Source organism: Neorhizobium galegae (assembly GCF_017877055.1).
GTDB lineage: Bacteria > Pseudomonadota > Alphaproteobacteria > Rhizobiales > Rhizobiaceae > Neorhizobium > Neorhizobium galegae_D.
In genome coordinates, this window is sequence record NZ_JAGIPG010000001.1 from 862,971 (window position 1) to 886,718 (window position 23,748).

At 62.2% G+C, this 23,748-nt stretch carries 31 protein-coding genes; 11 read left to right on the plus strand and 20 right to left on the minus strand.

From position 1 onward, the window contains the following. Positions 1 to 133: 133 nt before the first annotated feature. From J2857_RS03905 to J2857_RS03930, 6 genes are read right to left on the minus strand one after another with little or no spacing between them, the layout of a single operon-like run. Positions 134 to 1,108 carry an ABC transporter substrate-binding protein gene (locus tag J2857_RS03905; protein ID WP_210008718.1) on the minus strand — a complete coding sequence of 325 codons (975 nt, stop codon included), beginning with the start codon at positions 1,106 to 1,108 and terminating at the stop codon, positions 134 to 136. A 60-nt stretch (positions 1,109 to 1,168) separates the two neighbouring features. Continuing rightward, a complete protein-coding gene (locus J2857_RS03910) occupies positions 1,169 to 2,296 on the minus strand; it encodes an ABC transporter permease (protein ID WP_210008719.1) in 1,128 nt (375 codons plus the stop codon). Continuing rightward, positions 2,293 to 3,177 (minus strand): ABC transporter permease, encoded by an 885-nt coding sequence (locus J2857_RS03915; protein WP_210008720.1) that lies wholly within the window; start codon positions 3,175 to 3,177, stop codon positions 2,293 to 2,295. The genes J2857_RS03910 and J2857_RS03915 overlap by 4 nt, the downstream gene beginning before the upstream one ends. Before the next feature lie 48 nt (positions 3,178 to 3,225). Continuing rightward, positions 3,226 to 4,017, minus strand: coding sequence for an ABC transporter ATP-binding protein (locus tag J2857_RS03920; RefSeq protein WP_210008721.1), 792 nt, complete (start codon positions 4,015 to 4,017; stop codon positions 3,226 to 3,228). Beyond that, positions 4,014 to 4,388: a hypothetical protein gene (locus tag J2857_RS03925; RefSeq protein WP_210008722.1), complete on the minus strand. Its 375-nt coding sequence runs from the start codon at positions 4,386 to 4,388 to the stop codon at positions 4,014 to 4,016. The genes J2857_RS03920 and J2857_RS03925 overlap by 4 nt, the downstream gene beginning before the upstream one ends. After that, the gene (locus J2857_RS03930) at positions 4,385 to 4,714 is read right to left on the minus strand and encodes a hypothetical protein (RefSeq protein WP_210008723.1); all 330 of its coding nucleotides are present in this window, start codon (positions 4,712 to 4,714) and stop codon (positions 4,385 to 4,387) included. The genes J2857_RS03925 and J2857_RS03930 overlap by 4 nt, the downstream gene beginning before the upstream one ends. A 113-nt stretch (positions 4,715 to 4,827) precedes the next feature. Here J2857_RS03930 and J2857_RS03935 point away from each other — a divergent pair, with 113 nt between their 5' ends. Then, positions 4,828 to 5,241: a cupin domain-containing protein gene (locus J2857_RS03935; RefSeq protein ID WP_210008724.1), complete on the plus strand. Its 414-nt coding sequence runs from the start codon at positions 4,828 to 4,830 to the stop codon at positions 5,239 to 5,241. Positions 5,242 to 5,284: 43 nt separating this feature from the next. On the opposite strand, the gene hydA is transcribed toward J2857_RS03935, so the two are convergent. Genes hydA through J2857_RS03955 form a run of 4 tightly spaced genes read right to left on the minus strand, consistent with a single transcriptional unit; the run spans position 5,285 to position 8,939 of the window. After that, entirely contained in the window at positions 5,285 to 6,739 is a 1,455-nt protein-coding gene (gene hydA, locus J2857_RS03940) for a dihydropyrimidinase (protein ID WP_210008725.1), read from the minus strand. After that, the gene (locus J2857_RS03945; protein ID WP_210010024.1) at positions 6,736 to 7,368 is read right to left on the minus strand and encodes an endonuclease domain-containing protein; all 633 of its coding nucleotides are present in this window, start codon (positions 7,366 to 7,368) and stop codon (positions 6,736 to 6,738) included. The genes hydA and J2857_RS03945 overlap by 4 nt, the downstream gene beginning before the upstream one ends. A 58-nt stretch (positions 7,369 to 7,426) precedes the next feature. Then, a complete protein-coding gene (locus J2857_RS03950; RefSeq protein ID WP_210008726.1) occupies positions 7,427 to 8,680 on the minus strand; it encodes a Zn-dependent hydrolase in 1,254 nt (417 codons plus the stop codon). A 19-nt stretch (positions 8,681 to 8,699) separates the two neighbouring features. Next, complete coding sequence (locus J2857_RS03955; RefSeq protein ID WP_210008727.1) at positions 8,700 to 8,939, minus strand: hypothetical protein; 240 nt, start codon at positions 8,937 to 8,939, stop codon at positions 8,700 to 8,702. On the opposite strand from J2857_RS03955, the gene rutR reads away from it, so the two are divergent. Next, positions 8,938 to 9,582 carry an HTH-type transcriptional regulator RutR gene (gene rutR / locus J2857_RS03960; protein ID WP_007773843.1) on the plus strand — a complete coding sequence of 215 codons (645 nt, stop codon included), beginning with the start codon at positions 8,938 to 8,940 and terminating at the stop codon, positions 9,580 to 9,582. The two genes, J2857_RS03955 and rutR, sit on opposite strands and share 2 nt — an antisense overlap. Positions 9,583 to 9,657: 75 nt before the next feature. Here rutR and J2857_RS03965 read toward each other — a convergent pair whose 3' ends face one another. Next, positions 9,658 to 10,695, minus strand: coding sequence for a glutamine synthetase beta-grasp domain-containing protein (locus J2857_RS03965; protein ID WP_210008728.1), 1,038 nt, complete (start codon positions 10,693 to 10,695; stop codon positions 9,658 to 9,660). 446 nt (positions 10,696 to 11,141) lie between these two features. On the opposite strand from J2857_RS03965, the gene J2857_RS03970 reads away from it, so the two are divergent. Further along, entirely contained in the window at positions 11,142 to 11,339 is a 198-nt protein-coding gene (locus J2857_RS03970) for a DUF2735 domain-containing protein (RefSeq protein ID WP_210008729.1), read from the plus strand. 64 nt (positions 11,340 to 11,403) lie between these two features. Here J2857_RS03970 and J2857_RS03975 read toward each other — a convergent pair whose 3' ends face one another. Next, entirely contained in the window at positions 11,404 to 12,444 is a 1,041-nt protein-coding gene (locus tag J2857_RS03975) for a YeiH family protein (protein ID WP_210008730.1), read from the minus strand. Between the two features lie 114 nt (positions 12,445 to 12,558). Between J2857_RS03975 and J2857_RS03980 the strand changes: the two genes are divergently transcribed. From J2857_RS03980 to J2857_RS04005, 6 genes are all read left to right on the plus strand, one after another. After that, the gene (locus tag J2857_RS03980) at positions 12,559 to 13,458 is read left to right on the plus strand and encodes a LysR substrate-binding domain-containing protein (protein ID WP_037076676.1); all 900 of its coding nucleotides are present in this window, start codon (positions 12,559 to 12,561) and stop codon (positions 13,456 to 13,458) included. A 221-nt stretch (positions 13,459 to 13,679) separates the two neighbouring features. After that, positions 13,680 to 13,904 (plus strand): DUF680 domain-containing protein, encoded by a 225-nt coding sequence (locus tag J2857_RS03985; RefSeq protein ID WP_210008731.1) that lies wholly within the window; start codon positions 13,680 to 13,682, stop codon positions 13,902 to 13,904. 87 nt (positions 13,905 to 13,991) lie between these two features. Further along, positions 13,992 to 14,219, plus strand: coding sequence for a hypothetical protein (locus tag J2857_RS03990; protein ID WP_037076669.1), 228 nt, complete (start codon positions 13,992 to 13,994; stop codon positions 14,217 to 14,219). Positions 14,220 to 14,316: 97 nt separating this feature from the next. Beyond that, entirely contained in the window at positions 14,317 to 14,544 is a 228-nt protein-coding gene (locus J2857_RS03995; protein ID WP_210008732.1) for a hypothetical protein, read from the plus strand. Between the two features lie 87 nt (positions 14,545 to 14,631). After that, entirely contained in the window at positions 14,632 to 14,859 is a 228-nt protein-coding gene (locus tag J2857_RS04000; protein WP_210008733.1) for a hypothetical protein, read from the plus strand. A 137-nt stretch (positions 14,860 to 14,996) separates the two neighbouring features. Beyond that, on the plus strand, positions 14,997 to 15,479 hold the full coding sequence (locus tag J2857_RS04005; protein ID WP_210008734.1) for a hypothetical protein: 483 nt from the start codon (positions 14,997 to 14,999) through the stop codon (positions 15,477 to 15,479). Between the two features lie 21 nt (positions 15,480 to 15,500). On the opposite strand, the gene preA is transcribed toward J2857_RS04005, so the two are convergent. Continuing rightward, a complete protein-coding gene (gene preA / locus J2857_RS04010; RefSeq protein ID WP_037076661.1) occupies positions 15,501 to 16,814 on the minus strand; it encodes an NAD-dependent dihydropyrimidine dehydrogenase subunit PreA in 1,314 nt (437 codons plus the stop codon). Positions 16,815 to 16,829: 15 nt separating this feature from the next. Then, the gene (locus J2857_RS04015; RefSeq protein ID WP_210008735.1) at positions 16,830 to 18,203 is read right to left on the minus strand and encodes an NAD(P)-dependent oxidoreductase; all 1,374 of its coding nucleotides are present in this window, start codon (positions 18,201 to 18,203) and stop codon (positions 16,830 to 16,832) included. Between the two features lie 226 nt (positions 18,204 to 18,429). On the opposite strand from J2857_RS04015, the gene J2857_RS04020 reads away from it, so the two are divergent. Together J2857_RS04020 and J2857_RS04025 are read left to right on the plus strand one after the other, a co-directional pair. Beyond that, positions 18,430 to 18,834 carry a DUF2325 domain-containing protein gene (locus J2857_RS04020; protein WP_210010025.1) on the plus strand — a complete coding sequence of 135 codons (405 nt, stop codon included), beginning with the start codon at positions 18,430 to 18,432 and terminating at the stop codon, positions 18,832 to 18,834. Further along, the gene (locus J2857_RS04025) at positions 18,815 to 19,036 is read left to right on the plus strand and encodes a hypothetical protein (protein WP_210010026.1); all 222 of its coding nucleotides are present in this window, start codon (positions 18,815 to 18,817) and stop codon (positions 19,034 to 19,036) included. The genes J2857_RS04020 and J2857_RS04025 overlap by 20 nt, the downstream gene beginning before the upstream one ends. Positions 19,037 to 19,056: 20 nt before the next feature. On the opposite strand, the gene J2857_RS04030 is transcribed toward J2857_RS04025, so the two are convergent. The 6 genes from J2857_RS04030 to xylF all read right to left on the minus strand — a co-directional run bounded on the left by J2857_RS04030 (position 19,057) and on the right by xylF (position 23,687). Then, entirely contained in the window at positions 19,057 to 19,428 is a 372-nt protein-coding gene (locus tag J2857_RS04030; RefSeq protein WP_373426830.1) for a DUF423 domain-containing protein, read from the minus strand. A gap of 4 nt (positions 19,429 to 19,432) precedes the next feature. Continuing rightward, positions 19,433 to 19,822, minus strand: a complete 390-nt coding sequence (locus J2857_RS04035; protein ID WP_210008736.1) for a group II truncated hemoglobin — start codon at positions 19,820 to 19,822, stop codon at positions 19,433 to 19,435. Positions 19,823 to 19,947: 125 nt separating this feature from the next. Beyond that, a complete protein-coding gene (locus J2857_RS04040) occupies positions 19,948 to 20,127 on the minus strand; it encodes a hypothetical protein (protein ID WP_210008737.1) in 180 nt (59 codons plus the stop codon). Between the two features lie 211 nt (positions 20,128 to 20,338). Then, a complete protein-coding gene (locus tag J2857_RS04045; protein WP_210008738.1) occupies positions 20,339 to 21,124 on the minus strand; it encodes an ATP-binding cassette domain-containing protein in 786 nt (261 codons plus the stop codon). 14 nt (positions 21,125 to 21,138) lie between these two features. Then, entirely contained in the window at positions 21,139 to 22,464 is a 1,326-nt protein-coding gene (locus tag J2857_RS04050; RefSeq protein ID WP_210008739.1) for a sugar ABC transporter permease, read from the minus strand. A gap of 182 nt (positions 22,465 to 22,646) precedes the next feature. Beyond that, positions 22,647 to 23,687 (minus strand): D-xylose ABC transporter substrate-binding protein, encoded by a 1,041-nt coding sequence (gene xylF, locus J2857_RS04055; RefSeq protein WP_210008740.1) that lies wholly within the window; start codon positions 23,685 to 23,687, stop codon positions 22,647 to 22,649. Positions 23,688 to 23,748: the final 61 nt, after the last annotated feature.

Below are 23,748 nucleotides of genomic sequence, written 5' to 3' on the forward strand. Positions count from 1 at the left end.
GTGTTTGCGTTGCACAAATCAATCCGTCGCCCTTATGAGACGAATGAGTTTTAGTTATGATTTGAGTGAGAAAAATTTCAAAAACGCGCGACCTGTAGCCGCGCGTTCTCTTTAAGTGAACGACAGGCGATTATTATTTCAGTGCCGCGTCGGTGATCTCGCTCGTATAGGCGCCTTCCGGCTTCTTGGTGATGATCTTCTGGTCGAGCAGCGCCTTGACCGTGCGGTCGTAGGTCGCGGTGTCGAGCTTGCCGGTCGCGGTGCCGATCAGCTTGGCCACTTCGCCCATCATCCGCTTCTGGTGGTTCTCGTCCTGGCCGCCATTGTCCATGACGATCCCGGCTGCTTCGCCCGGGTTGGCGATGGCGTATTTCCAGCCCTTCATCGAGGCGCGGACGAACTTCACCATGGTCTCCTTGAACTTCGGATCCTTGAGCTTGGTGTCCATTACATAGAGGCCGTCCTCGAGCAGGTCGTTGCCCATGGCGGAGAAGTTGAAGACGGTGAGCTGGTCCGGCTTGAAGCCGGCATCGATTGCCTGCCAGTATTCGTTATAGGTCATGACCGAGATGCAGTCCGCCTGCTTCTGGATGAGCGGCTGCACGTCAAAGCTCTGCTTCAGCACGGTCACGCCGTCCTTGCCTCCGTCGGTTTTCAGGCCGAGCTTGTTCATCCAGGCGAAGAACGGGTATTCGTTGCCGAAGAACCAGACGCCAAGCGTATGGCCCTTGAAATCGGCCTCGGTCTTGACCGGTCCGTCCTTGGGGCAGATCATCTGCAGGCCGGACTTCTGGTAGGGCTGGGCGATGTTGATCAGCGGCACGCCCTTTTCGCGGGCCACCAGCGCGCCGCCCATCCAGTCGACGATCACGTCGGCGCCGCCGCCGGCGATCACCTGTTCGGGGGCGATGTCCGGTCCGCCGGGCTTGATCGTGACGTCGAGGCCTTCTTCCTTGTAGAAGCCCTTGTCCTTGGCGACGTAGTAGCCGCCGAACTGGCCTTGCGCGACCCATTTCAGCTGCAGGGTTACCTTGTCGGCGGCCATCGCCGCCTGGGCTGCGGCAAGCGACATGGCGCCCGCCATCAGTGCAACGAGAATTTTTCTCATGTTTTTTATCCTTCCCTCTGAGGTTTGCCGGTTCCGCCGAAGCGGGCCGGATTTCAGCGCCTAACCACCGCGGTTAGACGGATGCCAGAACGTCGTCGCTCTTTCGCCAAGCGCCACGACGCCATAAAAAACCGATCCGATGAGCGCTGCAACAGCGATTTCGGCCCAGACCATGTCGACATTCATGCGGCCGATCTCGGTCGAGATCCGGAACCCCATGCCGACGATCGGCGTACCGAAGAACTCCGCGACGATCGCGCCGATCAGCGCCAGCGTCGAGTTGATCTTCAACGCGTTGAAGATGAAGGGCATGGCCGCCGGCAGGCGCAGTTTCATCAGCGTCTGCCAATAGTCGGAGGCATAGGAGCGCATCAGGTCGCGTTCCATGGCGCCCGAGGCTGCGAGCCCCGCCACTGTATTCACCAGCATCGGGAAGAAGGTCATGATGATGACGACCGCGGCCTTGGACTGCCAGTCGAAACCGAACCACATGACCATGATCGGCGCGACACCGATGATAGGCAGGGCCGAGACCATGTTGCCGATCGGCAGCAGCCCGCGGCGCAGGAAGGCGATGCGGTCGGCAAGGATCGCGACGACGAAGCCGGAGGCGCAACCGACCACATAACCGAACAGCACCGCCTTGAAGATCGTCTGCTGCACGTCGGCCCAGAGGATCGGCACCGAGCCGGCGAGCCTTGCGCCGATCGAAGACGGCGGCGGCAGGATGATGAAGGGAATGCCGGCACCGCGCGTCGCCGCCTCCCAGAGGATCAGGATCCAGGCGCCGAAGATCGCGGGAATGAGGAGGCGGAGGAACGTGTCGCCGGACTTGGATTTTGGGCGGATGCCGGAGAGCTCCGTGACGCAACGCCAGGCCAGCAGCCATGAGGCGGCGAGCATCAGGAAGAAGGCAAGCGTCGCCTTGCCCTCGTTGCCGGCGATGCCCGCGAGCAGCAGCCAGACGGCCAAATGAGCTGCGACGAACAGGATAGTCGCTACGAGGGGCTGGGAGAGATTCGTGAACGAGACCAGTGCTGCGCCGGCGACAAGCAGGAAAACCAGGACGACGGTGCCGGTACCGAAGGGTGAGGGGGCGTCCGCTGCCATCAGCGGCAGGCAGGCGAGGGCGGCAAGGCAAAGAATCAGGGCAAGGGCGCCCTGCCAAGAATGAAGAGCGCGCTTCATGCCGGCCTCCCGCCCATCGAGCGATCGACGATTTTGGCGATGATGCCGACAATGGTCACCAGCAATGCCGCCAGCACGGAGCCGGCGATCAGCGCCGCCCAGATATCGATCGTCTGGCTGTAATAGGCCCCGGCCAGCAGTTTCGAGCCGATGCCGGCGACGGCCCCGGTCGGCAGCTCGCCGACGATCGCGCCGACCAGGCTTGCGGCGATCGCCACCTTCATCGAGGTGAACAGGAAGGGGATGGAAGCCGGCACCCTCAGTTTCCAGAAGGTCTGAGCACCGCTGGCATAATAGGTGCGCATCAGGTCGAGTTGGATGAGTTCGGGCGAACGCAGGCCCTTCACCATGCCGACTGCGACCGGGAAGAAGGAGAGGTAGGTGGAAATCAGCGCCTTGGGGAGGAGGCCGGTGATGTTGATCGCGCCGAGCACTACGATCACCATCGGCGCGACCGCGAGGATCGGCACGGTCTGCGAGGCGATGATCCACGGCATCAGGCTGCGGTCGAGCGCCTTCAGATGCACGATGCCGACCGCGATCAGGATGCCGGTCAGCGTGCCCATGGTGAAGCCGACCACGGTCGAGGAGAGCGTCACCCAGGAATGGTAGACGAGGCTGCGGTTGGACGTGACGCTGCGCAGAAACGTGTTCTCGAAGACGTTGCTGACCACCTGATGCGGTGCCGGCAGGATAGGCTTCGGCTGCGCCATCGTCTTGCCGATGAATTCCATGGTGGTGGAGGTGACGTTGGCACGCCGGTCGAGATCGCGCTGGAACGGGGCGTTCATGAAATAGGCGGCGACGTACCAGACGGCGACGATGGCGATGAGGATGGTGAGGACGGGGATGATGCGGTTCCTGGAGGAGTCGGGTTTCATGCCGCGGTCCTCCAAGGCTTCGGGGTGTGGCCACCGGAATGGGAAGCTCTACTCCTCATAACTATGCCCCGCCCTCAATCCCTCGCGCACCCGGTGGGCAATCTCCAGGAACTCCGGCGTTTCGCGGATTTCGAGCGGGCGTTCCCTGGGCAAGGTCGATTCGATCACATCCGTCACCCGGCCCGGCCGCGGCGACATGACGACGATGCGGGTCGAGAGGTAGACAGCCTCCGGAATGGAGTGGGTGACGAAACAGATGGTCTTTTCGGTGCGAGCCCAAAGTTTCAGCAGCTGCTCGTTCAGGTGATCGCGGACGATCTCGTCGAGCGCGCCGAAGGGTTCGTCCATCAACAGCAGATCGGCGTCGAAGGCGAGTGCGCGGGCGATCGAGGCGCGCTGCTGCATGCCGCCGGACAGCTGCCAGGGGTATTTCTTGCCGAAGCCCGAGAGGTTGACGAGATCGAGCGTGCGCTCGATGCGGGCTTTTCTGTCGGTCGAGGAGTAGCCCATGATTTCCAGCGGCAGGGCGATGTTCTTCTCGATCGTCCGCCACGGATAAAGCGCCGGCGCCTGGAAGACGTAACCGTAGGAGCGCGATTTGCGCGCCTCTTCCGGCGTCATGCCGTTGACGGTAATCTCGCCGGCCGTCGCCTTTTCGAGATCGGCGATCACGCGCAGGAAGGTGGTCTTGCCGCAGCCGGACGGACCGATGAAGGAGACGAAATCGCCCTTGTTCACCGTGAGGTCGACATTCGACAGCGCGTGCACCGGCCCGTCACTGGTCTCGAAGGTAAGGCCGAGCTTTTGGGCCGAGACGACGGAGGATGGAGAATTGTTCATCGGCATTTCGGCATCGGTCCCAGCTTGGTGCCGCCGGGGAAGCTGACGGTGTAGCCCTTGGCGGATTTGGTCAGCGTCGCGGTGTCTTCCGGCCCGGTCTCCCCTTCGACATCGCATTGTGCCTTGATGGTGAAACCGGTCGCCGTCTTCTTGGGCGCGCCCTTGAATTCGCAGGCGGAAACCGACGTGGTCACGCCCTCGTCGTTCAGCAGCAGGAAATCGTCGGCGCCGGACGATTCTCCGGTCTCGGCATAGGTGCAGCCTTCCTTGCTGCCATAGGCGCCATCGAGGAATGTCGCGGCCTTGGCGGGAGCGGCGATCGACATCGCGGCAACGACTGCCGATGCAATGGTGAAGCGGATCGTATTCATTGACATTTCTCGAAAGGTCCCCATTCAAGTCCGTCTGCGAAGCGTACAGTATAGACATCGCCGTTGCGCAGGATATCGATCATTGCGGTGTGCTGAGTTTCTTCCCCTTCTTCGTCGCAGAGCGCTTCGGTTCGAAAACCGCCGACGATCCGTTTGGCGGTTCCTTTGAAGGTGCAGCGAGAGGCATATGTCGTCACCGCCTGCCCGGTCAGCGTCGCGGCAAATTCCTCCGGGTCACGGGTGTTTGCGACCCGGCAGCCGCCCTCGGCGCCATAGGTGCCTTCGATCGCCGGTACCTGGGCGCCGGCGCCGGAAGCGGCGGTCATCGTCAGGAGCAGGGACGCAAGTCCGAATGCCGCCTTTTCCCGTGTCCCGGCTCCCGTCCTCGAACCGCCATGATATGCTGGCGGCAGATCCCGTTCGACAGAGGACTTTTGCCATGGACAGCGCATCAAAACCCACCTGCCGCGTCGTGAAGCCCGGCGCTGCCTATGACGGCAAGCAGGGCCTCAGCTATTTCGAGGGGATCGCTGCGGAAACGGTCGGCTCCAAGGGCATCTGCATGCATCTTCTCACCATTCCGCCGGGCGCGCGGGCGAAGGCCCATCTGCACGAAACCCACGAGACGGCCATCTACGTGCTCTCCGGCTCCGCCGTCACCTGGTATGGCGACCGGCTGGAGGAATGTGCCGAACTCTCGGCCGGCGAGATGATGTACATCCCCGCCGGCGTGCCGCACCTGCCGGCCAACATTTCCGACGCGCCCTGTTCGGCGGTAATCGCCCGCACCGACCCGAACGAACAGGAAAGCGTCGTGCTGCTGCCGGAGCTGGACGGACTGGTTGCTGATTGACGACGTGTTCGTGCAGGATTTTTTTGGAGACATCGGGTCCCGTTCAAACCCCGCTGGCCGGAATGCCCGTCCGTTCCACCTTGCGCGGCGAGGTCAGTTCCTTCCAGGTCGACAGTGCCTTGTTCACCGCCTGGAATGGCTCGCGCTTGACGAACTGGCCGTGGCCTTCCTGCGTCTTGATCGCCCCGTCCTCGATCGCGACCACGCCGCGGGTCAGGGTGTAACGCGGCAGGCCGGTCACTTCCTTGCCCTCGAAGACGTTGTAGTCGATCGCCGACTGCTGGCTCTTGGCGGTGATGGTCTTCGAACGCTTCGGGTCCCAGACGACGATATCCGCGTCGGCGCCGACCAGGATCGCGCCTTTCCTCGGATAGACGTTGAGGATCTTGGCGATGTTGGTGGAGGTCACCGCCACGAACTCGTTCATGGTGATGCGGCCGGTCGCGACGCCATAGGTCCACAGCATCGGCAGGCGGTCTTCGAGACCGCCGGTGCCGTTCGGGATCTTGCGGAAATCGCCGAGGCCGGTGCGCTTCTGTTCGGTCGTGAAGGCGCAGTGGTCGGTCGCCACCACCTGCAGCGAGCCTGAGGCAAGGCCCGCCCAGAGGCTGTCCTGATGCTGCTTGTTGCGGAAGGGCGGCGACATGACCCGGCGGGCCGAATGGTCCCAGTCCTTGTTGAAATATTCGCTCTCGTCGAGCGTCAGGTGCTGGATCAGAGGCTCGCCGTAGACGCGCATGCCGTTCTGCCGGGCGCGGCGGATCGCTTCATGGGCCTGTTCGCATGAGGTGTGGACGACATAGAGGGGGACGCCCGCCATGTCGGCGATGATGATGGCGCGGTTGGTCGCCTCGCCCTCGACGGAGGCGGGGCGGGAGTAGGCGTGCGCCTCCGGCCCATTATTGCCCTCGTCCATCAGCTTGGTCTGCATAGCGGCGACGACATCGCCGTTTTCGGCATGCACAAGTGGCAGGGCGCCGAGTTCGGCGCAGCGCTGGAAGGAGGCGAACATCTCGTCGTCGTTCACCATCAGCGCGCCCTTGTAGGCCATGAAATGCTTGAAGGTGTTGATGCCGTGATGGGAAACGACCGCCTTCATCTCGTTGAAGACCTGTTCGCCCCACCAGGTGACCGACATGTGGAAGGAATAGTCGCAATTGGCCCGCGTCGCCTTGTTGTCCCAGCGCTTCAGCGCGTCGAGCAGCGACTGGCCGGGCTCGGGCAGGCAGAAATCGACGACCATGGTCGTGCCGCCGGCAAGCGCTGCCCGCGTGCCGCTCTCGAAGTCGTCGGCGGAATAGGTGCCCATGAACGGCATTTCGAGATGCACATGCGGGTCGATGCCGCCCGGCATGACGTAACAGCCGGCGGCATCCAGTGTGGTGTCGCCGAAAAGGTTCGGGCCGATCTCGACGATTTTGCCGCCGTCGATCTTCACGTCCGCCTTGTAGGTCAGGTCGGCGGTGACGATGGTTCCACCCTTTATGACTGTGGTCATTGTTGTTCCCCTGTCTTTTCAATTTCGGTGAGATTTGACGGATAGTAGCGTGCTGTGTCGCAGCGCTCGGTCATTTGACCGTCCAATGCGGCTAATATCGTGTCCAGCACGGCGCGTCGTTCACGGGTGATCTCGTGGTTCCAGAAGCGCAGGACGGAGTAGCCTTTTGCGTTGAACCACCCTGTCCGGGTTATATCGGATTGGCTTTCTGCGTGATGGAAGCCATCGATTTCGACGACCAAGCGTTCCTCGCGACAGATAAAATCGACCACATAAGGTCCAAGAGGAACCTGGCGCGAGAACTTGTAGCCGTTCAGGAGGCGGTTTCGCAGCTCACTCCAGAGGCGGTATTCTTCCTCGGTTTCGTTCTTGCGGAGCCGGCGCGCCTGCATTGTTTTTCCGGGGCGCCGTTTGGTAATGTCATCTGCTGGCATGCTGCGCATCCCCTCATCCGACCCTTCGGGCCACCTTCTCCCCGCTGGGGAGAAGATGTTTCTTGCCTTACCGTTTTCGACCCTGCCTGAACCTCGCATGCGACGATGTGGATTTAAAGGTGCCAGCGCGGCGCACTCCCTCTTCTCCCCGGCGGGGAGAAGGTGGCCCGAAGGGTCGGATGAGGGGGAGCTCATCGAAGATGAGCAACTGTCCATCAAAGATGCGGACGTGTTCACCGACAAGCGCATCAGCTCACTCCACAATCTCCGCCGTCTCCAGCACGGCATGGAACAGCACGTCCGCTCCCGCCGCCGCCCATTCCTTGGAAATTTCCTCCGCCTCGTTGTGGCTGAGCCCGCCGACGCAGGGGCACATGATCATCGTCGCGGGCGCCACCCTGGCGGCCCAGCAGGCGTCGTGGCCGGCGCCGGAGATGATGTTCATATGGCTGTAGCCGAGTTTTTCGGCCGCTTCGCGGACACGGCCGACCAGGACCGGATCGAAGGTCACCGGGTCGAAATGGCCGACCGCCTCGACCGAACAGCCGACGCCGAGCGGTTCGCAGATCTCGGCCGCCTGTTTCTCGATCACCGCCCGCATGCGGTCGAGCTTTTCCTGGGACGGCGTGCGGATGTCGACGGTGAACACCACCTTGCCCGGCAGCACGTTGCGGGAATTGGGCGAGAAGAACACCTGACCGACGCCGCCGACGGCGCCCGGCTGTTCGGCCATCGCCACCGCCTGCACCATTTCGAGGATGCGGCCGAAGGCAAGGCCGGCATTGACGCGCAGGTTCATCGGCGTCGAGCCGGTATGCGCCTCACGTCCGGTCAGGGTAAATTCCAGCCACCAGAGGCCCTGACAGTGGGTGACGACGCCGATCTGCTTGTTCTCGGCTTCGAGGATCGGTCCCTGTTCGATATGGTATTCGAAATAGGCGTGCATCTTGCGGGCGCCGACCTCCTCGTCGCCGAGCCAGCCGATGCGCTTCAGTTCGTCGCCATAGGTCTTGCCTTCGGGATCCTTGCGGCCATAGGCATAGTCGATCGAATGCACGCCGGCGAAGACGCCGGATGCCAGCATGGCCGGCGCGAACCGGGCACCTTCCTCGTTCGCCCAGTTGGTGACGACGATCGGGTGCTTCGTCCTGATCCCGAGGTCGTTCATCGTGCGGACCACTTCCAGCGCGCCGAGCACGCCGAGAACGCCGTCATATTTACCACCGGTCGGCTGGGTATCGAGATGGCTGCCGACATAGACCGGCAATGCGTCGGGATCGGCGCCGGCGCGGGTCGCAAACATCGTGCCCATCTTGTCGACGCCGACGCTCATGCCCTCGGCCTCGCACCACGTCTGGAAGAGGTGGCGGCCTTCGCCGTCCGCATCGGTCAGCGTCTGGCGATTGTTGCCGCCGGCAATGCCGGGGCCGATCTTCGCCATGTCCATGAGCATGTCCCACAGACGATCGCCATTGATGCGCAAGTTCTCGCCGGGTGCTGCCACCATTTTTTCATCCTCGCCTGTTTTACGTCCACCCGTTGCGGGCGGCATGCTTGTCGTTCCCGTCGGTCCTTCGCATGGCGCCCCGATCTGATAAGAGGGCAATGCGAAGATCGGCATTGCGTTTATTCCGCTTGTCGCCGATAATTTGACCGCTTGGTAAAACATTACTATTTCCGCCGCGCCACTCAAGACGAAAATCACGAAAAATCCAGAGGAATTTCGAAAGCGCCGGGTGGACGCGGAAGAGGGCAAGGACAGGCATGGCCATCCCGAGGGCGGCGAAGACGCAGAGACGCACGCGCATCCAAGAGGAGAAGGAGGAGCGCATCCTCGAAGCGGCGCTCGACGTGTTTTCCCAGAACGGTTTCCGCGGCGCCACGATCGACCAAATCGCCGAGGCGGCCGGCATGTCGAAACCCAATCTCCTCTATTATTTCCGCACCAAGGAGGCGATCCATCGCCAGCTGATCGACCGGGTCCTGTCCACCTGGCTGGAGCCGCTGCGCGCCTTCGATGCGGAGGGCAATCCGGAATCGGAGATCCGCTCCTATATCCGCCGCAAGCTGGAAATGGCCCGCGATTTCCCGCGCGAAAGCCGGCTGTTCGCCAATGAAGTGCTGCAGGGCGCGCCGCATATCGAGGACGAGCTGAAGGGCCCGCTGAAGGCGCTTGTCGACGAAAAGGCGGAGGTAATCCGCGCCTGGGCACGATCCGGCAAGATCACCAAATGCGATCCATACCACCTGATCTTCTCGATCTGGTCGACCACCCAGCACTATGCCGACTTCGATGTGCAGGTGCGCGCCGTGCTCGGCCAGGATTATGCGGGAGAGGGGCGTTTCGAGGATGCAGCCCGGTTTCTCGAACAGCTCTTCATCGACGGGCTGCGGGCGCGCAAAGCCTGATCCTCACCTCAAGGCCGGAAACGAAAAACGCCGGCACAAGGCCGGCGTTTCCGTATTGTCGAGTACCGGCCTTTATCAGGCGGCAGCGGAGGCCCTGTTGGTCGGGACTTCGGCGATCGTCTTCAGAACCTGGGAAGCGATCTGGTAGGGGTCGCCCTGGGAGTTCGGACGGCGGTCTTCCAGATAGCCCTTGTAGTCGTTCTTGATGAACGAGTGCGGCACGCGGATCGAGGCGCCGCGGTCGGCAACGCCGTAGGAGAACTTGTTCCACGGAGCGGTTTCGTGCTTGCCGGTCAGGCGCTTGTCGTTGTCCGGGCCGTAGACGGCGATGTGGTCCATCAGGTTCTTGTCGAAGGCAGCCATGAGCGCTTCGAAATAGTCCTTGCCGCCAACTTCGCGCATGTACTTGGTCGAGAAGTTGCAGTGCATGCCCGAGCCGTTCCAGTCGGTGTCGCCGAGCGGCTTGCAGTGATATTCGATATCGATGCCGTACTTTTCAGTCAGGCGCTGCAGCAGGTAGCGTGCCATCCAGATCTGGTCGGCGGCCTTCTTGGAGCCCTTGCCGAAAATCTGGAATTCCCACTGGCCCTTGGCCACTTCGGCATTGATGCCTTCGTGGTTGATGCCGGCAGCGAGGCAGAGATCGAGATGCTCTTCGACGATTTCGCGGGCGACGTCGCCAACGTTCGAATAACCGACGCCGGTGTAATACGGACCCTGCGGAGCCGGGTAGCCCTGTTCCGGGAAGCCGAGCGGGCGGCCGTTCTGGTAGAAGAAATATTCCTGCTCGAAACCGAACCAGGCATCCTCGTCGTCGAGAATGGTCGCACGGGCGTTCGAAGCGTGCGGCGTGACGCCATCCGGCATCATGACTTCGCACATGACGAGAACGCCGTTGGTGCGGGCCGGATCCGGATAAATCGCAACCGGCTTCAGCACGCAATCGGACGAGCGGCCTTCGGCCTGCATGGTCGACGAACCGTCGAAGCCCCACAGCGGCAGCTGTTCGAGCGTCGGGAAGGTGTCGAATTCCTTGATCTGCGTCTTGCCACGCAGGTTCGGTACCGGGGTGTACCCGTCGAGCCAGATGTACTCGAGCTTATACTTGGTCATATTTTATCTCTCAGGCCGTGACGTTCATGGTTGAGCCATCCGAGGAAGCGGTATCGCGACGAGACCGCGCCTCCGGGGTACACGAGAGAACGCATTTCCCGTGCCAGTTTGGACCCGGGCGACGGTTTTGGGTTAAAAAAGTGTGAATGGTAGCGCGCCACCAAGGCGCCGAAAGTGAGTAAAAGCCCGGTAGATGAGGACACTCTCATGAAATCCACGGGTTTTGAAGGTTCTGTGACGATTGCCCGGAACCGAGGTCGTTTGGCAGACGTTTCCCCGCTGGCGGTCCCTGCGAGCAAAATAGATCGCCGGAACCTCGCTGCCGCTAAATTAGCGCCTAGCGTGAGTCGCAAAAATGATGTAAAATAATGCAATAAGCACAAAAAATGTGCAGATTTGTGCTCTGTGCGTGTTTGGATGCACTTTTGAAGTTAGGAGACGATCGGATGACAATTCACATCCATCGTGAGTCAGCAACCATCTATCAGTTCCCGGTCCGCCCGAGGCGGCGCCTAGATGATGGCCGGACCGTGCCGACCGGAATCCATGATGTAGCCTTGAGCGTGGTCGATACCAATTGCTGGTATCACGACGAAGCGGTTCGGGATTCGAACCCGTCGCCCGAGCGCCCGAAGCCCTGCTGACCCATGGATGAAGAAAAGGCCGCGCCATTGCTGACGCGGCCCTCCTCCTTTCCACCTGTTTTCCTCAGAACGCGAACAGCTTCAGCATCGCGTAGCCAAAAACCGCGATAAACAGCCAGCCGAACGCGCCGAGCGCCAGCGGCCGCCAGCCTTCCGCCTTCAGCTTGCGTATGTCGGTCTGCAGGCCCATGGCAGCGAGCGCCATGGAGAGCAGGAAACTCGTCAGCGTCACCAGCGTCTGGCTCACCTCTGCCGGAATGGCCACCGCGCTGTTGACCAGCATCATCCCGATAAAGCCCAGCACGAACCACGGCATCGGCGCCGAGGCCTTCGATGGACCTTCGCCGCCGGAGCGCATGGCAAGTGCCAGCGTCATGATCAGCGGCGCCAGCATGACGACACGGGCGAGCTTGGAGATGGTGCCGAACTGCCCGGCGACATCACCGCCCTGGAAGGCGGCGGCCACCACCTGGGCAACTTCATGGATGGTCGAGCCGGTCCACAGCCCGTAACCGCGTGCATCAAGCCCGAGCGGGGTGGCGAGCAGCGGGTATGCGAGCATCGACAGCGATCCGAACAGCGTCACGCACGCGACCGCATAAGCCACATGCTCCTGCTTGCCGCGTACCACCGTATTGGCGGCGATGACGGCCGAGGCGCCGCAGACGGACGTTCCGGCGGCGATCAGGTCGGTCAGCGATTTGTCGACGCCCATCGCCCGGCCGACCAGACGGATCGCCACGAAGGTGGTCACCAGCGTCAGCGCCACCATGGCAAGGCCGGCGCCGCCGAGGGAGAGGATCTGGCCGGCCGTCACCTGCAGGCCGAGCAGCACGATGCCGAAACGCAGGATTCGCTTCAGCGAAAAGCCGATGCCTGGTTCGACGGCTGTGGGGACGGGGGCCAGATTGCGGATCAGCATGCCGAAGACGATCGACAGGATGAGCGGGCTCAGCGTCGTCCAGCCTGTGAGGTTGCGGACGGTGAGGGCGACCATAGCAATCGCGGCGGTCAGGAGAAGTCCAGGAAGAAGCTGAGTGAAAGCCGGCCAATAGGGAGAGGAGAGGTGGGCGCGCTGTTCCGCAGTCGGCTGGATCGGCTTCATGATTTTTCCACGAGATTCTCTATTCGTCGAAAATCATTCTCTCTTTTACAAAAACACAAATCCAATTGATAAGTTTTCTGATATCGTTCGATAAAAGCGAATGGTTTTGAGACGATGACCCTCGATCAGCTCCGAATTTTTCTCGAAGTCGCCACCCGCGAACATGTGACCCGCGCGGCTGAGGCGTTGAACCTCACGCAGTCGGCAGTGAGCGCAGCGATCTCGGCCCTGGAGGCGCGGCATGCGGTGATCCTGTTCAACCGGGTCGGGCGGCGGATCGAACTCACCGAAGCGGGAAAACTGTTCGTGCCGGAGGCGCGCGCCGTTTTGGAGCGGTCACAGACTGCCGAGCATGTGCTTGCCGATCTGGGTGGATCGGCCTCGGGCATCCTGCGTGTCCATGCCAGCCAGACGGTGGCGAGCTATTGGCTGCCCGCCCGGCTGGTCAGCTATCACGAGCGGTTTCCGCGCGTCGATCTGCGGCTCACCGTCGGCAATACCCAGAGTGCTGCCGATGCGGTGCTGACCGGGGCGGCGGAACTCGCGGTCGTCGAAGGCGAAGTGTTTCTGGTCGGGCTCAAACGCCGAAAGGTGGCGGAGGACAGGCTGGTGCTGGTCGTCGGCAGCCGCCACCCCTGGGCGGACGGGCGAAAGATCCGCTCGAGCGATCTTCTGGAAACCAATTGGATCATGCGCGAACTGGGATCGGGCACCCGCTCCGCCTTCGAGGCGCAGCTCATCAATCTCGGCATCGAGCCGCAGTCATTGTCGGTTGTCCTTGAAATGCCGTCGAACGAAGCGGCGATGGCAGCGGTGGAGGCGGGGTTGAGCGCCACGGTGCTTTCAAGCCGGGCAGCATCGTCCCACTCCTTTTCCGGCCGGCTTCACATTGCCGATTTCCCGATGCCGCTGCGGCAGTTTTCGGCGCTTTTCCACGGCGAGCGCCACGTCACCCGGGCACTGCGCGCCATGCTCGACCTGCTGAACGAGCCCGCTGAAGACAGCTCCCGGTAATCCTCCGGCCAATCCCCACGCAGGTGCATGCCTCTTGTGTGAACGATAAAATTTAAATCGTTCAATATTTGCGAACAATACGTCCGCAACTTGCTGTCTATTCCCGACGGTCGACTTGCACCATCTTGAGCATCAGAAGCGCGGCAACGAGCTTCGGACAAGATCAAACACACGGAGGGGCTTCGAGAAACTCGGCTCCACCCCATGCAAGGAACAAGACAATGACCAGAATTTCCTCCGCCATCGCCGCCGCCCTCATCGCTTCGGCTTCGTTCGGTTCTGCCGCTCTCGCCGAAGGGGACTACTACCAGGGCGCCCAGAAGAACGCTCCCGCCGCCTCCGCTACCGTCGATCACATCAGCACTGGCAGCATCGGCCAGAACGGCAAGCTCCAGGCCGACGTCAACAGCGGCGACTATTTCGACGGCGCAAACCGCCCGAACTAACTGCAGCTCATTCAAGACACCGAAACAATCCCCGCAGGCCAGGTCGCAAACTTTGAAGCCGCGGGTAACTCTGAAGGGACTACCATCATGACCAAGATCACTTCCGCCATCGCCGCAGCCCTTATCGCTTCGGCCTCGTTCGCTTCCGTCGCTCTCGCTGAAGGCGATTATTATGACGGCGCCTCCAAGGCTTCCGCTACCGTCGATCAGGTTCAGACCGGCAGCATCGGCCAGAAGGCCGACGCTCAGAAGGCCAACATCCAGGCAGACGCCAACAGCGGCGACTATTTCGACGGCGCCAACCGCCCGAACTAAAAATCGTTCGAGGCCGTGAAACTGAAATCCATCCGGCTCCGTATCCCAAACCGCACGTAACGCAGACCGGACTTCCAAACCTAAAAGGACCAAGACAATGACCACGATCACTTCCGCAATCGCCGCAGCTTTCATCGCTTCGGTTTCGTTCGCCGGTGCAGCTTTCGCTGACGAAGGCGACTATTTCCAGGGCGTTTCCAAGGCTTCCGCCATGGTCGACCACATGCAGACCAGCAGCATTGCCAAGGACCAGCAGAACGCCAACCAGATCCCGGCTCCCGTCGGCCGTGGCGACTATTTCGACGGCGCAAACCGCCCGAACTAACTGCAGCTCATTCAAGACACCGAAACAATCTCCGCAGGCCAGGTCGCAAACTTTGAAGCCGCGGGTAACTCTGAAGGGACTACCATCATGACCAAGATCACTTCCGCCATCGCCGCAGCCCTTATCGCTTCGGCCTCGTTCGCTTCCGTCGCTCTCGCTGAAGGCGATTATTATGACGGCGCCTCCAAGGCTTCCGCTACCGTCGATCAGGTTCAGACGGGCAGCATCGACCGGAAGGCTGGCGCTCAGAAGGCCAACATCCAGACCGAAGTCAACAGCGGCGACTATTTCGACGGCGCAAACCGCCCGAATTAATCTGTCGCATCCCAGACGAAGAAGGCCCGGCAACCGCCGGGCCTCTTTGTTTTTGCACTCGTTCTTCAGAGAATTCGCATATGCCCGGCGTTGTGCTATAATTCCCGGACCGAAAGAAGTCTTGGGAGGTAAAACCCATGGAGAGACTGCTTTTTAGGAATGTGCGCCCGCTCTACGGCTGGCTTTTCATCGTCGCCTGGTTCGCCATTCTCGGGCTGATGACCTGGGTGTTCTTCCGCAACGGCGGCATCGCCCAGGAACCGTTCAGGGCTGTCATCATCGCTTTCTTCTGGGGTCTTGGTGGCTGGCTGGCTTCCGGAGCGCTTGCCCGGCCAATCGTCTCGGTCCGGCAAGGGAGCGATGGCAGATGGATCGTCATCCGCCGCTGGCTCTGGACCCATGACGAGGAACGCATCGATCCCGACCGCCTGCCGCCTCCGACCATCGACGCGGAAAGCGACGGCGAGGGCGGTATGCACTACCACTGCCTTTTGAAGACGCCGGAACACGGCTCCGTGGAATTCAGCGAGCACCTCAAGCTGGACAAGGCCGCCCTCGCGCGTGATCGCATGGCCTTCCTGATCCGGAACGCCAGAACGAAAATGCCGCGGTCAAGCTGACCGCGGCAAGGTGGTTTCCAATCACTCCGCGGCCTGTCTGGCCATCGGGTTGTTCGGATGCTGGGTCCAGTTGGCGTAGGTGGGATCGACCACCTTGCCGGTGCGCTTGTCGAGTTCGCCGGCGGGCAGGGCTTCCATGGTGATGCAGTTCTCGACCGGACAGACGTTGACGCAGAGATTGCAGCCGACGCATTCCTCTTCCATCACCTCGAAATGGCGCACGCCATCGACCATGCTGGTGATCGCCTGGTGGGACGTATCCTCGCAGGCGATGTGGCAGCGGCCGCACTTGATGCAGGCATCCTGGTCGATATGCGCCTTGGCGATGTAGTTGAGGTTCAAGTACTGCCAGTCGGTGACGTTGGGGACCGCGCGACAGATGACGTCGTCGAGCGAGCGGTGACCCTTCTCGTCCATCCAGTCGGACAGACCGGTGATCATTTCCTGGACGATCTTGAAGCCGTAGGTCATCGCCGCTGTGCAGACCTGCACGTTGCCGGCGCCGAGCGCCAGGAACTCGGCTGCGTCACGCCAGGTGGTGATGCCGCCGATGCCGGAGATTGGCAGGCCATAGGTTTCCGGATCGCGGGCGATTTCGGCGACCATGTTGAGCGCGATCGGTTTGACCGCCGGGCCGCAATAGCCGCCATGGCTGCCCTTGCCGCCGACCGAGGGGTTGGGCGAGAACGTGTCGAGATCGACCGAGACGATCGACGAGATCGTGTTGATCAGCGACACGGCATCCGTGCCGCCGCGCTTGGCGGCGCGGGCGGGGTGGCGGATGTCGGTGATGTTAGGCGTCAGCTTGGTGATGACCGGCATGCGGGTGTACTGCTTGCACCAGCGTACTACCATTTCGATATATTCCGGCACCTGGCCGACCGCGGAGCCCATGCCGCGCTCGGACATGCCGTGCGGACAGCCGAAGTTGAGCTCGATGCCGTCGACTTCGGTCTCTTCGACCAGCGGCAGGATCGCCTTCCAGGCCTGTTCCTCGCAAGGGACCATGATCGAGGCGACGATCGCCCGGTCCGGCCAGTTCTTCTTCACTTCCTTCATCTCGCGAAGGTTGGTGTAGAGGTCGCGGTCGGTGATCAGTTCGATATTGTTGAGGCCCAGCAGGCGGCGGTCGGCACCCCAGATCGCGCCGTAACGCGGGCCGTTGACGTTGACGACCGGCGGGCCTTCCTCGCCGAGCGTCTTCCAGACCACGCCGCCCCAGCCCGCCTTGAAGGCGCGCTCGACATTGTAGGCCTTGTCGGTCGGCGGCGCGGACGCCAGCCAGAACGGGTTGGGGGATTTGATGCCGACGAAATTGTTGCGGATATCAGCCATTGTTTCGATCTCCCCTCAAGCCACTGCGGTTGCCGGCTGCGCTGCGGCAGCCAGGGCTTTTGCGATGCTTTCCGCGGCGTCGCGCCCTTGCGCGACGGCCGACACGGTTAGGTCCTCACCGGTGCCGATACAGTCACCGCCGGCCCAGACGCCCTCGATCGAGGTGCGGCCCTCGGCATCGACCACGATCTTGCCCTTCTCGAACTGCAGCGCGCCGAGGCCCGAGGCGGAGAAGGTCTGGCCGATCGCCTTGAAGATCTGGTCGGCGGCGATCACGCCGGTCTCGCCGGTGCCGATCAGCCTTCCATCGCGGATCGCGGTATATTCCACCTCGATACCGGCCACCGTGCCGTCCTTGCCGATGATCGATTTCGGCGCCAGCCAGTGGCGGATGATGACGCCGTTGGCGGTCGCCAGATCCTGCTCGTAGGGCGAGGCGTTCATGTTCTCCTTGCCGCGGCGATAGCAGATCGTCACCTCTTCGGCGCCGAGCAGCTTTGACTGGATCGCGGCGTCGATGGCGGTCATGCCGCCGCCGAGCACCACGACACGCCGGCCGATCGGCAGCACGCTCTTGTCCTTTGCCTGGCGAAGGGCGGCGATGAAATCCACCGCATCCTCGACGCCGGTAAGTGCCTCGCCTTCGATGCCGAGGCCGTTGACGCCGGCAAGGCCCATGCCGAGGAAAACGGCGTCGTATTGCGCCGTCAGGTCGGAGAGCGAGAAATCCCGGCCGAGCGCCTGGCCGTTCCTGATCTCGATGCCGCCGATCGCGGTCACGTAATCCACTTCGCGGGCGGCGAAGTCATCGACCGCCTTGTAGGTGGCGATGCCGTATTCGTTGAGGCCGCCTGCCTTTTCGCGCGCTTCGAGAACGACGACCGAATGGCCGTGCATCGCGAGCCGGTGTGCTGCGGCAAGGCCGGCGGGGCCTGCGCCGACGACGGCAATCGTCTTGCCGGTTGGAGCCTTGCGGCTATAGAACTGCCGGCCCTGTTCCATGGCGATGTCGGTGGAATAACGCTGCAGCTTGCCGATTTCGACCGGCTTGTCCTCGGCGGTGTTGCGCACGCAGGCCTGTTCGCAGAGCGTTTCGGTGGGACAGACGCGGGCGCACATGCCGCCCAGAATGTTCTGGTCGAAGATGGTCTTCGCCGACCCCAGCGGATTGCCCGTCTGTATCTGCCTTATGAACAGCGGGATATCGATGGAGGTGGGACAGGCCGTCATGCACGGCGCGTCGTAGCAGAAATAACAGCGATCGGATTCGACCAGCGCCTCGTGCCTGTCGAGGCGCGGGTGGAGATCGGCGAAATTCGCCTCATAATCGGCAGCGGTGAGGCGGCCAGCCTCGATCCCGGCCTTCGGACCGTTTCCCAGTCGTTCCATCCTAAGTTCCCTCTTTTATGGATTCATGGACAACTATTGAGCAAAAGGTACCACAGCAAAAAAATTTATCAAACGGTAAATTTTTGGAAATGGCGAGGCCATGTCAGGTCGCCCGATATATCATGATAAAAAGGGTCCACTTTAATCTTTACTCTGAAAATCAACTTTAATATGGTGCCGGCCATCGAGGAACCAAAGCGTGAGCGGAATCGGCGGCGAGGGGCATATGGCCAAGAAGCAGAAGCACAGACACAGCAATTCCGGCGCGGAGGCGAAGAGCGCCGAAACGCGGGGACCGGGCGTGACGGACGTCCGCAGCTTTCTCTATGTCGGCGGCCGTGACTGTCAGGTGGCGCACCTGAGGGAGATCGCCAGCAATTTCGGCGCCGAACTGATCCACCACGACGGCGGACTTCGCGAGGCGGTCTCCCGTATCGACACGGTCCTGCCGTCGGTCGACTGCGTCTTCTGCCCCATCGACTGTATCAGCCACGATGCGTGCCTGAGGGTGAAGACCGGCTGCAAGAAGTTCGGTGTCGCCTTCGTGCCGCTTCGCAACGGCTCCAAATCCAGTCTGGAGCGGGCGCTCCAGACCATGAAGGAACGCAATGATGAACGAAGAACGTCGTGACACCAGCCTTTTCATCGGCCTGCACAAGCTTGCCGAACAGAATGGCGACGGGCTGGTGCCGGAACTTTACGCGCTGCTGACGGCCCGCGCCGAGGCGGCCGCGGATATGACCAATGTGGTGGTGCTGCCGAAGCCGGTTCGGGGGACGGTGGCGGAAGCCGCTTCGGCCGAGAGCGCTCGGGTGCTGGCGTTTAAGCGGTAGAGGGCAGGCCAGAAGGCGACTTAAACCTCCCGCGCCTTCAAAACCGCTCCCGCAGCGACAATCAGCCAGCCCAGCATCATCCCCGTCCCACCAACCGGCGCGGCCATCGGAAACAGCCGGTCGCCGAGATAGTGGCGCGAGACGAGGTCGCCTGCAAAGATAATCGTGCCGAGGCCGAGCACGAGTGCGGCCAGCGTCGCCGTGCGAAAATACCGGTGACCGAGATAAAGGCCGAGCAGGACCGGCGCATGCGCCAGGCACATGGTCGAGGCGGAGCCGAGGAAGACCGTATCGCCGCCGTGGCTTGCGGCCGCTGCCAGAGCCACGCCCGTGGTCCCCATCAGGCCGCTCACAAACAGAATCAACGGCCGCAGATTGCCGAGTCTTTCCAACGGCCTATTCCTTGTTCTGCATGTGGAAAGCCAGCCGTTCGATCGGCGGCCAGATGATCTCGCGCAGTTTCGGGTTTTCGATCGTCTCGTCCATGGCGCGGCGGAAGCAGAGCATCCATTCGTCGCGCTCCAGTGGGCCGATCGCCGCGCCAAAATGGCGCGAGCGCAGCCGTGGGTGGCCGTGCTTTTCCACATAGACCGGCGGGCCGCCGAGATAGCCGGTCAGATAATCGTAGAGTTTCGCTTCGCTGCCTTCGAGGCTCGGCGGATGGACGGCGCGGCAATGGGCCGCTTCCGGCAGCGTGTCCATCAGCTCGTAGAAGCGCTTCACCAGCGCCCGCACCGTCGCGTCGCCGCCGATCGCCTCGTAAAGTGTGATGGTTTCGTCCGCCATGCCCGTCTGGCCCGCTCGTTCTGATCGTTCCGAACGGTGTTACCGATCCGTGCCCGGGCGGGCAAGCGCCACGGCGTCGCAGATAGCCTTCTCGTGCGGCCATGCGGCGCCGAATAGATCGTTTGCTATTCCGACCCCGCATCCACTTCTTTGGCATCGGGCTCGGCCATGGAACCGGCACCCGGCGTCTTCTCCCTGTCGATCAGACGCTCCTTGGCATATGGGCCGGCCGGCGAATGTCTTGCCGTCCTCACCGGTTTTCCTCTGTGCTCGATGACTTCCTGTGCAGTCCGTTCTTCAGGCATTTTGGTCCTCCGTGTTGGGGTTTCAGAAAGCCAACGTCGGAGGAGGAGAGGAGTTCCAAGATGTAGGACTGCCAACACCCTGCCGGGTTTCGCAACGGGACACGGCCTGCTCCGAAAACATAAGGCGGAACCGGGGGAGAGGCCCGGTTCCGCCGCTGCGCCACCTTTCTTCAGCGGCGGGCCTAAAAGGGCGGGCGCAATCGTTCTGGGTTCACACCACCTTCATGGCGCCGGGGCCGGGCGTGGCGCCGGGGGGTACCTTGCCGAGGATGATCATGCCGAGCACTTCATCCTTGGTGACGTCCTCGGTGCGGGCATGGCCGACCACCTTGCCGTTCTTCATCACGAAGACGCGGTCGGCAAGGTCGAAGACGTCGTGGATGTCGTGGCTGATCAGGAAGATGCCGATGCCTTCGCGCTTCAGCTGCTTGATGAGGTCGCCCACCTGCGCCGTTTCCTGGGGGCCGAGCGCTGCGGTTGGCTCGTCCATGATCAGGATGCGGGCGTCGAACAGGATGGCGCGAGCGATCGCCACCGATTGCCGCTGGCCGCCGGACAGCGCCTTCACCGGCTCCTTGAAGCGCTTGAAGTTGGGGTTGAGGCGCCCCATCACTTCGCGGGTGCTGGCCTCCATGGCGACGTCGTCGAGCGTGCCCCATTTGGTCTGCAGCTCGCGGCCGAGATAGAGATTGGCGGCGGCATCGACATTGTCGGCGACGGCGAGCGTCTGGTAGATCGTTTCGATGCCGTATTTCTTGGCGTCGCGCGGGTTGCGGATGTCGGCGGTTTCGCCGTTGATCATGATGTCGCCGTTGTCGCGCTTGTAGGCGCCCGACAGGATCTTGATCAGCGTCGACTTGCCGGCGCCGTTATGGCCGAGCAGCGCCACGACCTCGCCGGGGAAAAGATCGACCGAGGCATTCTCGACAGCGTGAATCCCGCCGAAGGAGATGGAAATGTTCTTCATTTCCACGAGCGGAGTGTTTTGTTCCGTCACGATGAAAACTCCTGTTACTTGGCGCGAGAGCGATAGACGGTGTCGAGCCACACGGCGGTGACGAGCACCATACCGACGACGATGCGCTGGAACGGCGAGTCGATACCGAGCAGCACCATGCCGGACTGAAGCGACTGCATGACGAGCGCGCCGAGCATGGCGCCGGCGATCGATCCCATGCCGCCGGCAAGCGAGGTGCCGCCGATCACTGCTGCGGCGATCGTATAAAGCTCGTCGAGCTCCCCTTGCGCATTGGTGGCGGCGTTGAGGCGAGCGGTGGAAATCGCCGCCGCGATGGCGCAGAGCATGCCCATCAGCGCGAAGATCTTGACCGTTACCCAGCGGGTCTTGATGCCGGCGAGTTCGGCTGCCTCCGGATTGCCGCCGATCGCAAAGACGTAGCGGCCGAAGCGCAGGCGGGTGGCGATGAAGGTCATGACGATGCCGACGGCGATCGCCATCAGCACCGGGATGGCGATCCCTTGCGAGATCAGCAGGCCACCTTCCGGCCAGGCAATGTTGTTTGCCTCGGCGTAACGGCGGGCGATGGCGATCGGCCAGTAATACTGGTTGGCGATCCACACCGCGCCGAGCACGACGATACAGCCGAGTGCGACCAGCACGTATTCGGCCCAGACCGGCCGGCGCGGGAAGGAGAAGCGCTTGCGCTGGCGGCGCGCGTTGATGATCGCCGCGATGATGGCGAGACAGGCGATGATGCCGACGACCCAGCTCCAGGTGGCGCCGATCGAGCCTTCCGTGCCGCCGCCCATCAGGCGGAAATTGACGTCCATCGGTGCGACCGTCTGGCCGCTCGTCACGAACCAGGTGGCGCCGCGCCAGATGAGCAGACCGCCGAGCGTGACGATGAACGAGGGCACGCCGAGGAAGGCGATGATGACGCCCTGCAGCGTGCCGATCAGCGCGCCGACGATCAGTCCGCCGGCGAGCGCGACGATCCAGATGGCCGGATGATCGAAGCCGAGCAGCTCGGGAAGAAGCCGGGCCTGCATGACACCCATGATCATGCCGGTAAACCCGAGGATCGAGCCGACCGAAAGGTCGATGTTGCGGGTGACGATGACGAGCACCATGCCGGTCGCCATGACGGCCACCGAGGCGGTCTGCACCGAGAGGTTCCAGAGATTGCGCGGCGTCAGGAAGAGGCCGCCCGTCAGGATATGGAACCCGACCCAGATGATCAGCAGCGCGCCGATCATGCCGAGCATGCGCGTGTCGATCTCGGTCGCGCGGAAAAAGCGGGCAACAAAATTGCCTTCCGCCTGTCCTGCCGCCGCCGATGTCTTGGAATTCGTCGTGGACTGTATTGTCTCGGCCATGTTTTGCCGTTCCCCACTCTGTACGAGGCGCTCGGCTCGACAATATCGAGCCGAACCGCACCTCCGTGACGTTCAGCCGCCGGGTAAACATTCGTGCGACCGCGCCATCTTACGCCGAAAACCGACGCCGCGGCAGAAGTGCTGCGGCGTCGGTGATTTTATGATCTGCGGACGACCATGCGTTACTTGCAGGCCGCCACTGCGCCGGCCTTGACGCCCTGGCAGGCTTCGGCCTTGCTGATCCAGCCTGCCTCGATGACGAGGTTCAGGTTGTCCTTGGTGATGGCCTGCGGCTTCAGGAAGACCGACTGCATCTTGACCTTCTTCGGGCCGCCGTCGAAGGTCTGGACGCCCTTGATCTCGTTCAGCTTCTTGCCGCCGGCAAGGGCCAGAGCGATTTCAGCGGCGTTCTTGCCGAGTTCGCGAGAGTCCTTCCAGACGGAGACCGTCTGGGTGCCGAGAGCAACGCGGTTCAGGGCTGCCTTGTCGGCGTCCTGGCCGGAGACCGGAACCGATCCTGCCAACCCCTGAGCGTCGAGTGCCGCGATCGCACCGCCGGCAGTGCCGTCGTTGGATGCCACGACCGCATCGACCTTGTTGTTGTTCTTGGTCAGGAACTGCTCCATGTTCTTCTGGGCGTTCTCAGGCTTCCAGCCGTCGGTATAGGCTTCGCCGACATTCTTGATCTTGCCGGCGTCGATTGCTGCCTTCAGCACTTCCATCTGGCCGGCGAACAGGAAGTCCGCGTTCGGATCGGAGGACGAGCCCTTGATAAAGACGTAGTTGCCTTCAGGCTTTGCCTTGAAGACGCCCTGCGCCTGCAGGCGGCCGACTTCCTTGTTGTCGAAGGTGATGTAGAAGGCAGCCGGATTTTCGATCAGGCGGTCGTAACCGACGACCGGAATGCCTTCGGCTGCAGCCTTTTCAACGGCCGGACCAATGGCGCTCGAATCCTGCGCCAGAACGATCAGGGCATTGGCGCCCTGCGAGATCAACGACTCGACGTCGGTGAGCTGCTTTGCGGCGGAAGACTGGGCATCAGCGGAAATATACTTGGCGCCGGCAGCCTCGAGTGCCTTCTTGATGGCGGCCTCGTCGGTCTTCCAACGCTCTTCCTGGAAGTTCGACCAGGAAACGCCGACGACGAGATTGGCCGCCATGGTGGCGGAATGCATGGAAACGAGGATGGCCGCGCCGGCCATCAGCTTTACGAATGATCTCATAATGTCCTCCCGAGTGACGGCGGATGGGCCCTAGCCTCCGTGCTCTCCCCCCCGCCAGATA

Bases quoted from the DNA above. Each gene is read 5' to 3' on its own strand.
- J2857_RS03905 (WP_210008718.1), bottom strand. From the start codon at position 1,108: ATGAGAAAAATTCTCGTTGCACTGATGGCGGGCGCCATGTCGCTTGCC.
- J2857_RS03910 (WP_210008719.1), bottom strand. From the start codon at position 2,296: ATGAAGCGCGCTCTTCATTCTTGGCAGGGCGCCCTTGCCCTGATTCTT.
- J2857_RS03915 (WP_210008720.1), bottom strand. From the start codon at position 3,177: ATGAAACCCGACTCCTCCAGGAACCGCATCATCCCCGTCCTCACCATC.
- J2857_RS03920 (WP_210008721.1), bottom strand. From the start codon at position 4,017: ATGAACAATTCTCCATCCTCCGTCGTCTCGGCCCAAAAGCTCGGCCTT.
- J2857_RS03925 (WP_210008722.1), bottom strand. From the start codon at position 4,388: ATGAATACGATCCGCTTCACCATTGCATCGGCAGTCGTTGCCGCGATG.
- J2857_RS03930 (WP_210008723.1), bottom strand. From the start codon at position 4,714: ATGACCGCCGCTTCCGGCGCCGGCGCCCAGGTACCGGCGATCGAAGGC.
- J2857_RS03935 (WP_210008724.1), top strand. From the start codon at position 4,828: ATGGACAGCGCATCAAAACCCACCTGCCGCGTCGTGAAGCCCGGCGCT.
- hydA (WP_210008725.1), bottom strand. From the start codon at position 6,739: ATGACCACAGTCATAAAGGGTGGAACCATCGTCACCGCCGACCTGACC.
- J2857_RS03945 (WP_210010024.1), bottom strand. From the start codon at position 7,368: ATGAGCTCCCCCTCATCCGACCCTTCGGGCCACCTTCTCCCCGCCGGG.
- J2857_RS03950 (WP_210008726.1), bottom strand. From the start codon at position 8,680: ATGGTGGCAGCACCCGGCGAGAACTTGCGCATCAATGGCGATCGTCTG.
- rutR (WP_007773843.1), top strand. From the start codon at position 8,938: ATGGCCATCCCGAGGGCGGCGAAGACGCAGAGACGCACGCGCATCCAA.
- J2857_RS03955 (WP_210008727.1), bottom strand. From the start codon at position 8,939: ATGCCTGTCCTTGCCCTCTTCCGCGTCCACCCGGCGCTTTCGAAATTC.
- J2857_RS03965 (WP_210008728.1), bottom strand. From the start codon at position 10,695: ATGACCAAGTATAAGCTCGAGTACATCTGGCTCGACGGGTACACCCCG.
- J2857_RS03970 (WP_210008729.1), top strand. From the start codon at position 11,142: ATGACAATTCACATCCATCGTGAGTCAGCAACCATCTATCAGTTCCCG.
- J2857_RS03975 (WP_210008730.1), bottom strand. From the start codon at position 12,444: ATGAAGCCGATCCAGCCGACTGCGGAACAGCGCGCCCACCTCTCCTCT.
- J2857_RS03980 (WP_037076676.1), top strand. From the start codon at position 12,559: ATGACCCTCGATCAGCTCCGAATTTTTCTCGAAGTCGCCACCCGCGAA.
- J2857_RS03985 (WP_210008731.1), top strand. From the start codon at position 13,680: ATGACCAGAATTTCCTCCGCCATCGCCGCCGCCCTCATCGCTTCGGCT.
- J2857_RS03990 (WP_037076669.1), top strand. From the start codon at position 13,992: ATGACCAAGATCACTTCCGCCATCGCCGCAGCCCTTATCGCTTCGGCC.
- J2857_RS03995 (WP_210008732.1), top strand. From the start codon at position 14,317: ATGACCACGATCACTTCCGCAATCGCCGCAGCTTTCATCGCTTCGGTT.
- J2857_RS04000 (WP_210008733.1), top strand. From the start codon at position 14,632: ATGACCAAGATCACTTCCGCCATCGCCGCAGCCCTTATCGCTTCGGCC.
- J2857_RS04005 (WP_210008734.1), top strand. From the start codon at position 14,997: ATGGAGAGACTGCTTTTTAGGAATGTGCGCCCGCTCTACGGCTGGCTT.
- preA (WP_037076661.1), bottom strand. From the start codon at position 16,814: ATGGCTGATATCCGCAACAATTTCGTCGGCATCAAATCCCCCAACCCG.
- J2857_RS04015 (WP_210008735.1), bottom strand. From the start codon at position 18,203: ATGGAACGACTGGGAAACGGTCCGAAGGCCGGGATCGAGGCTGGCCGC.
- J2857_RS04020 (WP_210010025.1), top strand. From the start codon at position 18,430: ATGGCCAAGAAGCAGAAGCACAGACACAGCAATTCCGGCGCGGAGGCG.
- J2857_RS04025 (WP_210010026.1), top strand. From the start codon at position 18,815: ATGAACGAAGAACGTCGTGACACCAGCCTTTTCATCGGCCTGCACAAG.
- J2857_RS04035 (WP_210008736.1), bottom strand. From the start codon at position 19,822: ATGGCGGACGAAACCATCACACTTTACGAGGCGATCGGCGGCGACGCG.
- J2857_RS04040 (WP_210008737.1), bottom strand. From the start codon at position 20,127: ATGCCTGAAGAACGGACTGCACAGGAAGTCATCGAGCACAGAGGAAAA.
- J2857_RS04050 (WP_210008739.1), bottom strand. From the start codon at position 22,464: ATGGCCGAGACAATACAGTCCACGACGAATTCCAAGACATCGGCGGCG.
- xylF (WP_210008740.1), bottom strand. From the start codon at position 23,687: ATGAGATCATTCGTAAAGCTGATGGCCGGCGCGGCCATCCTCGTTTCC.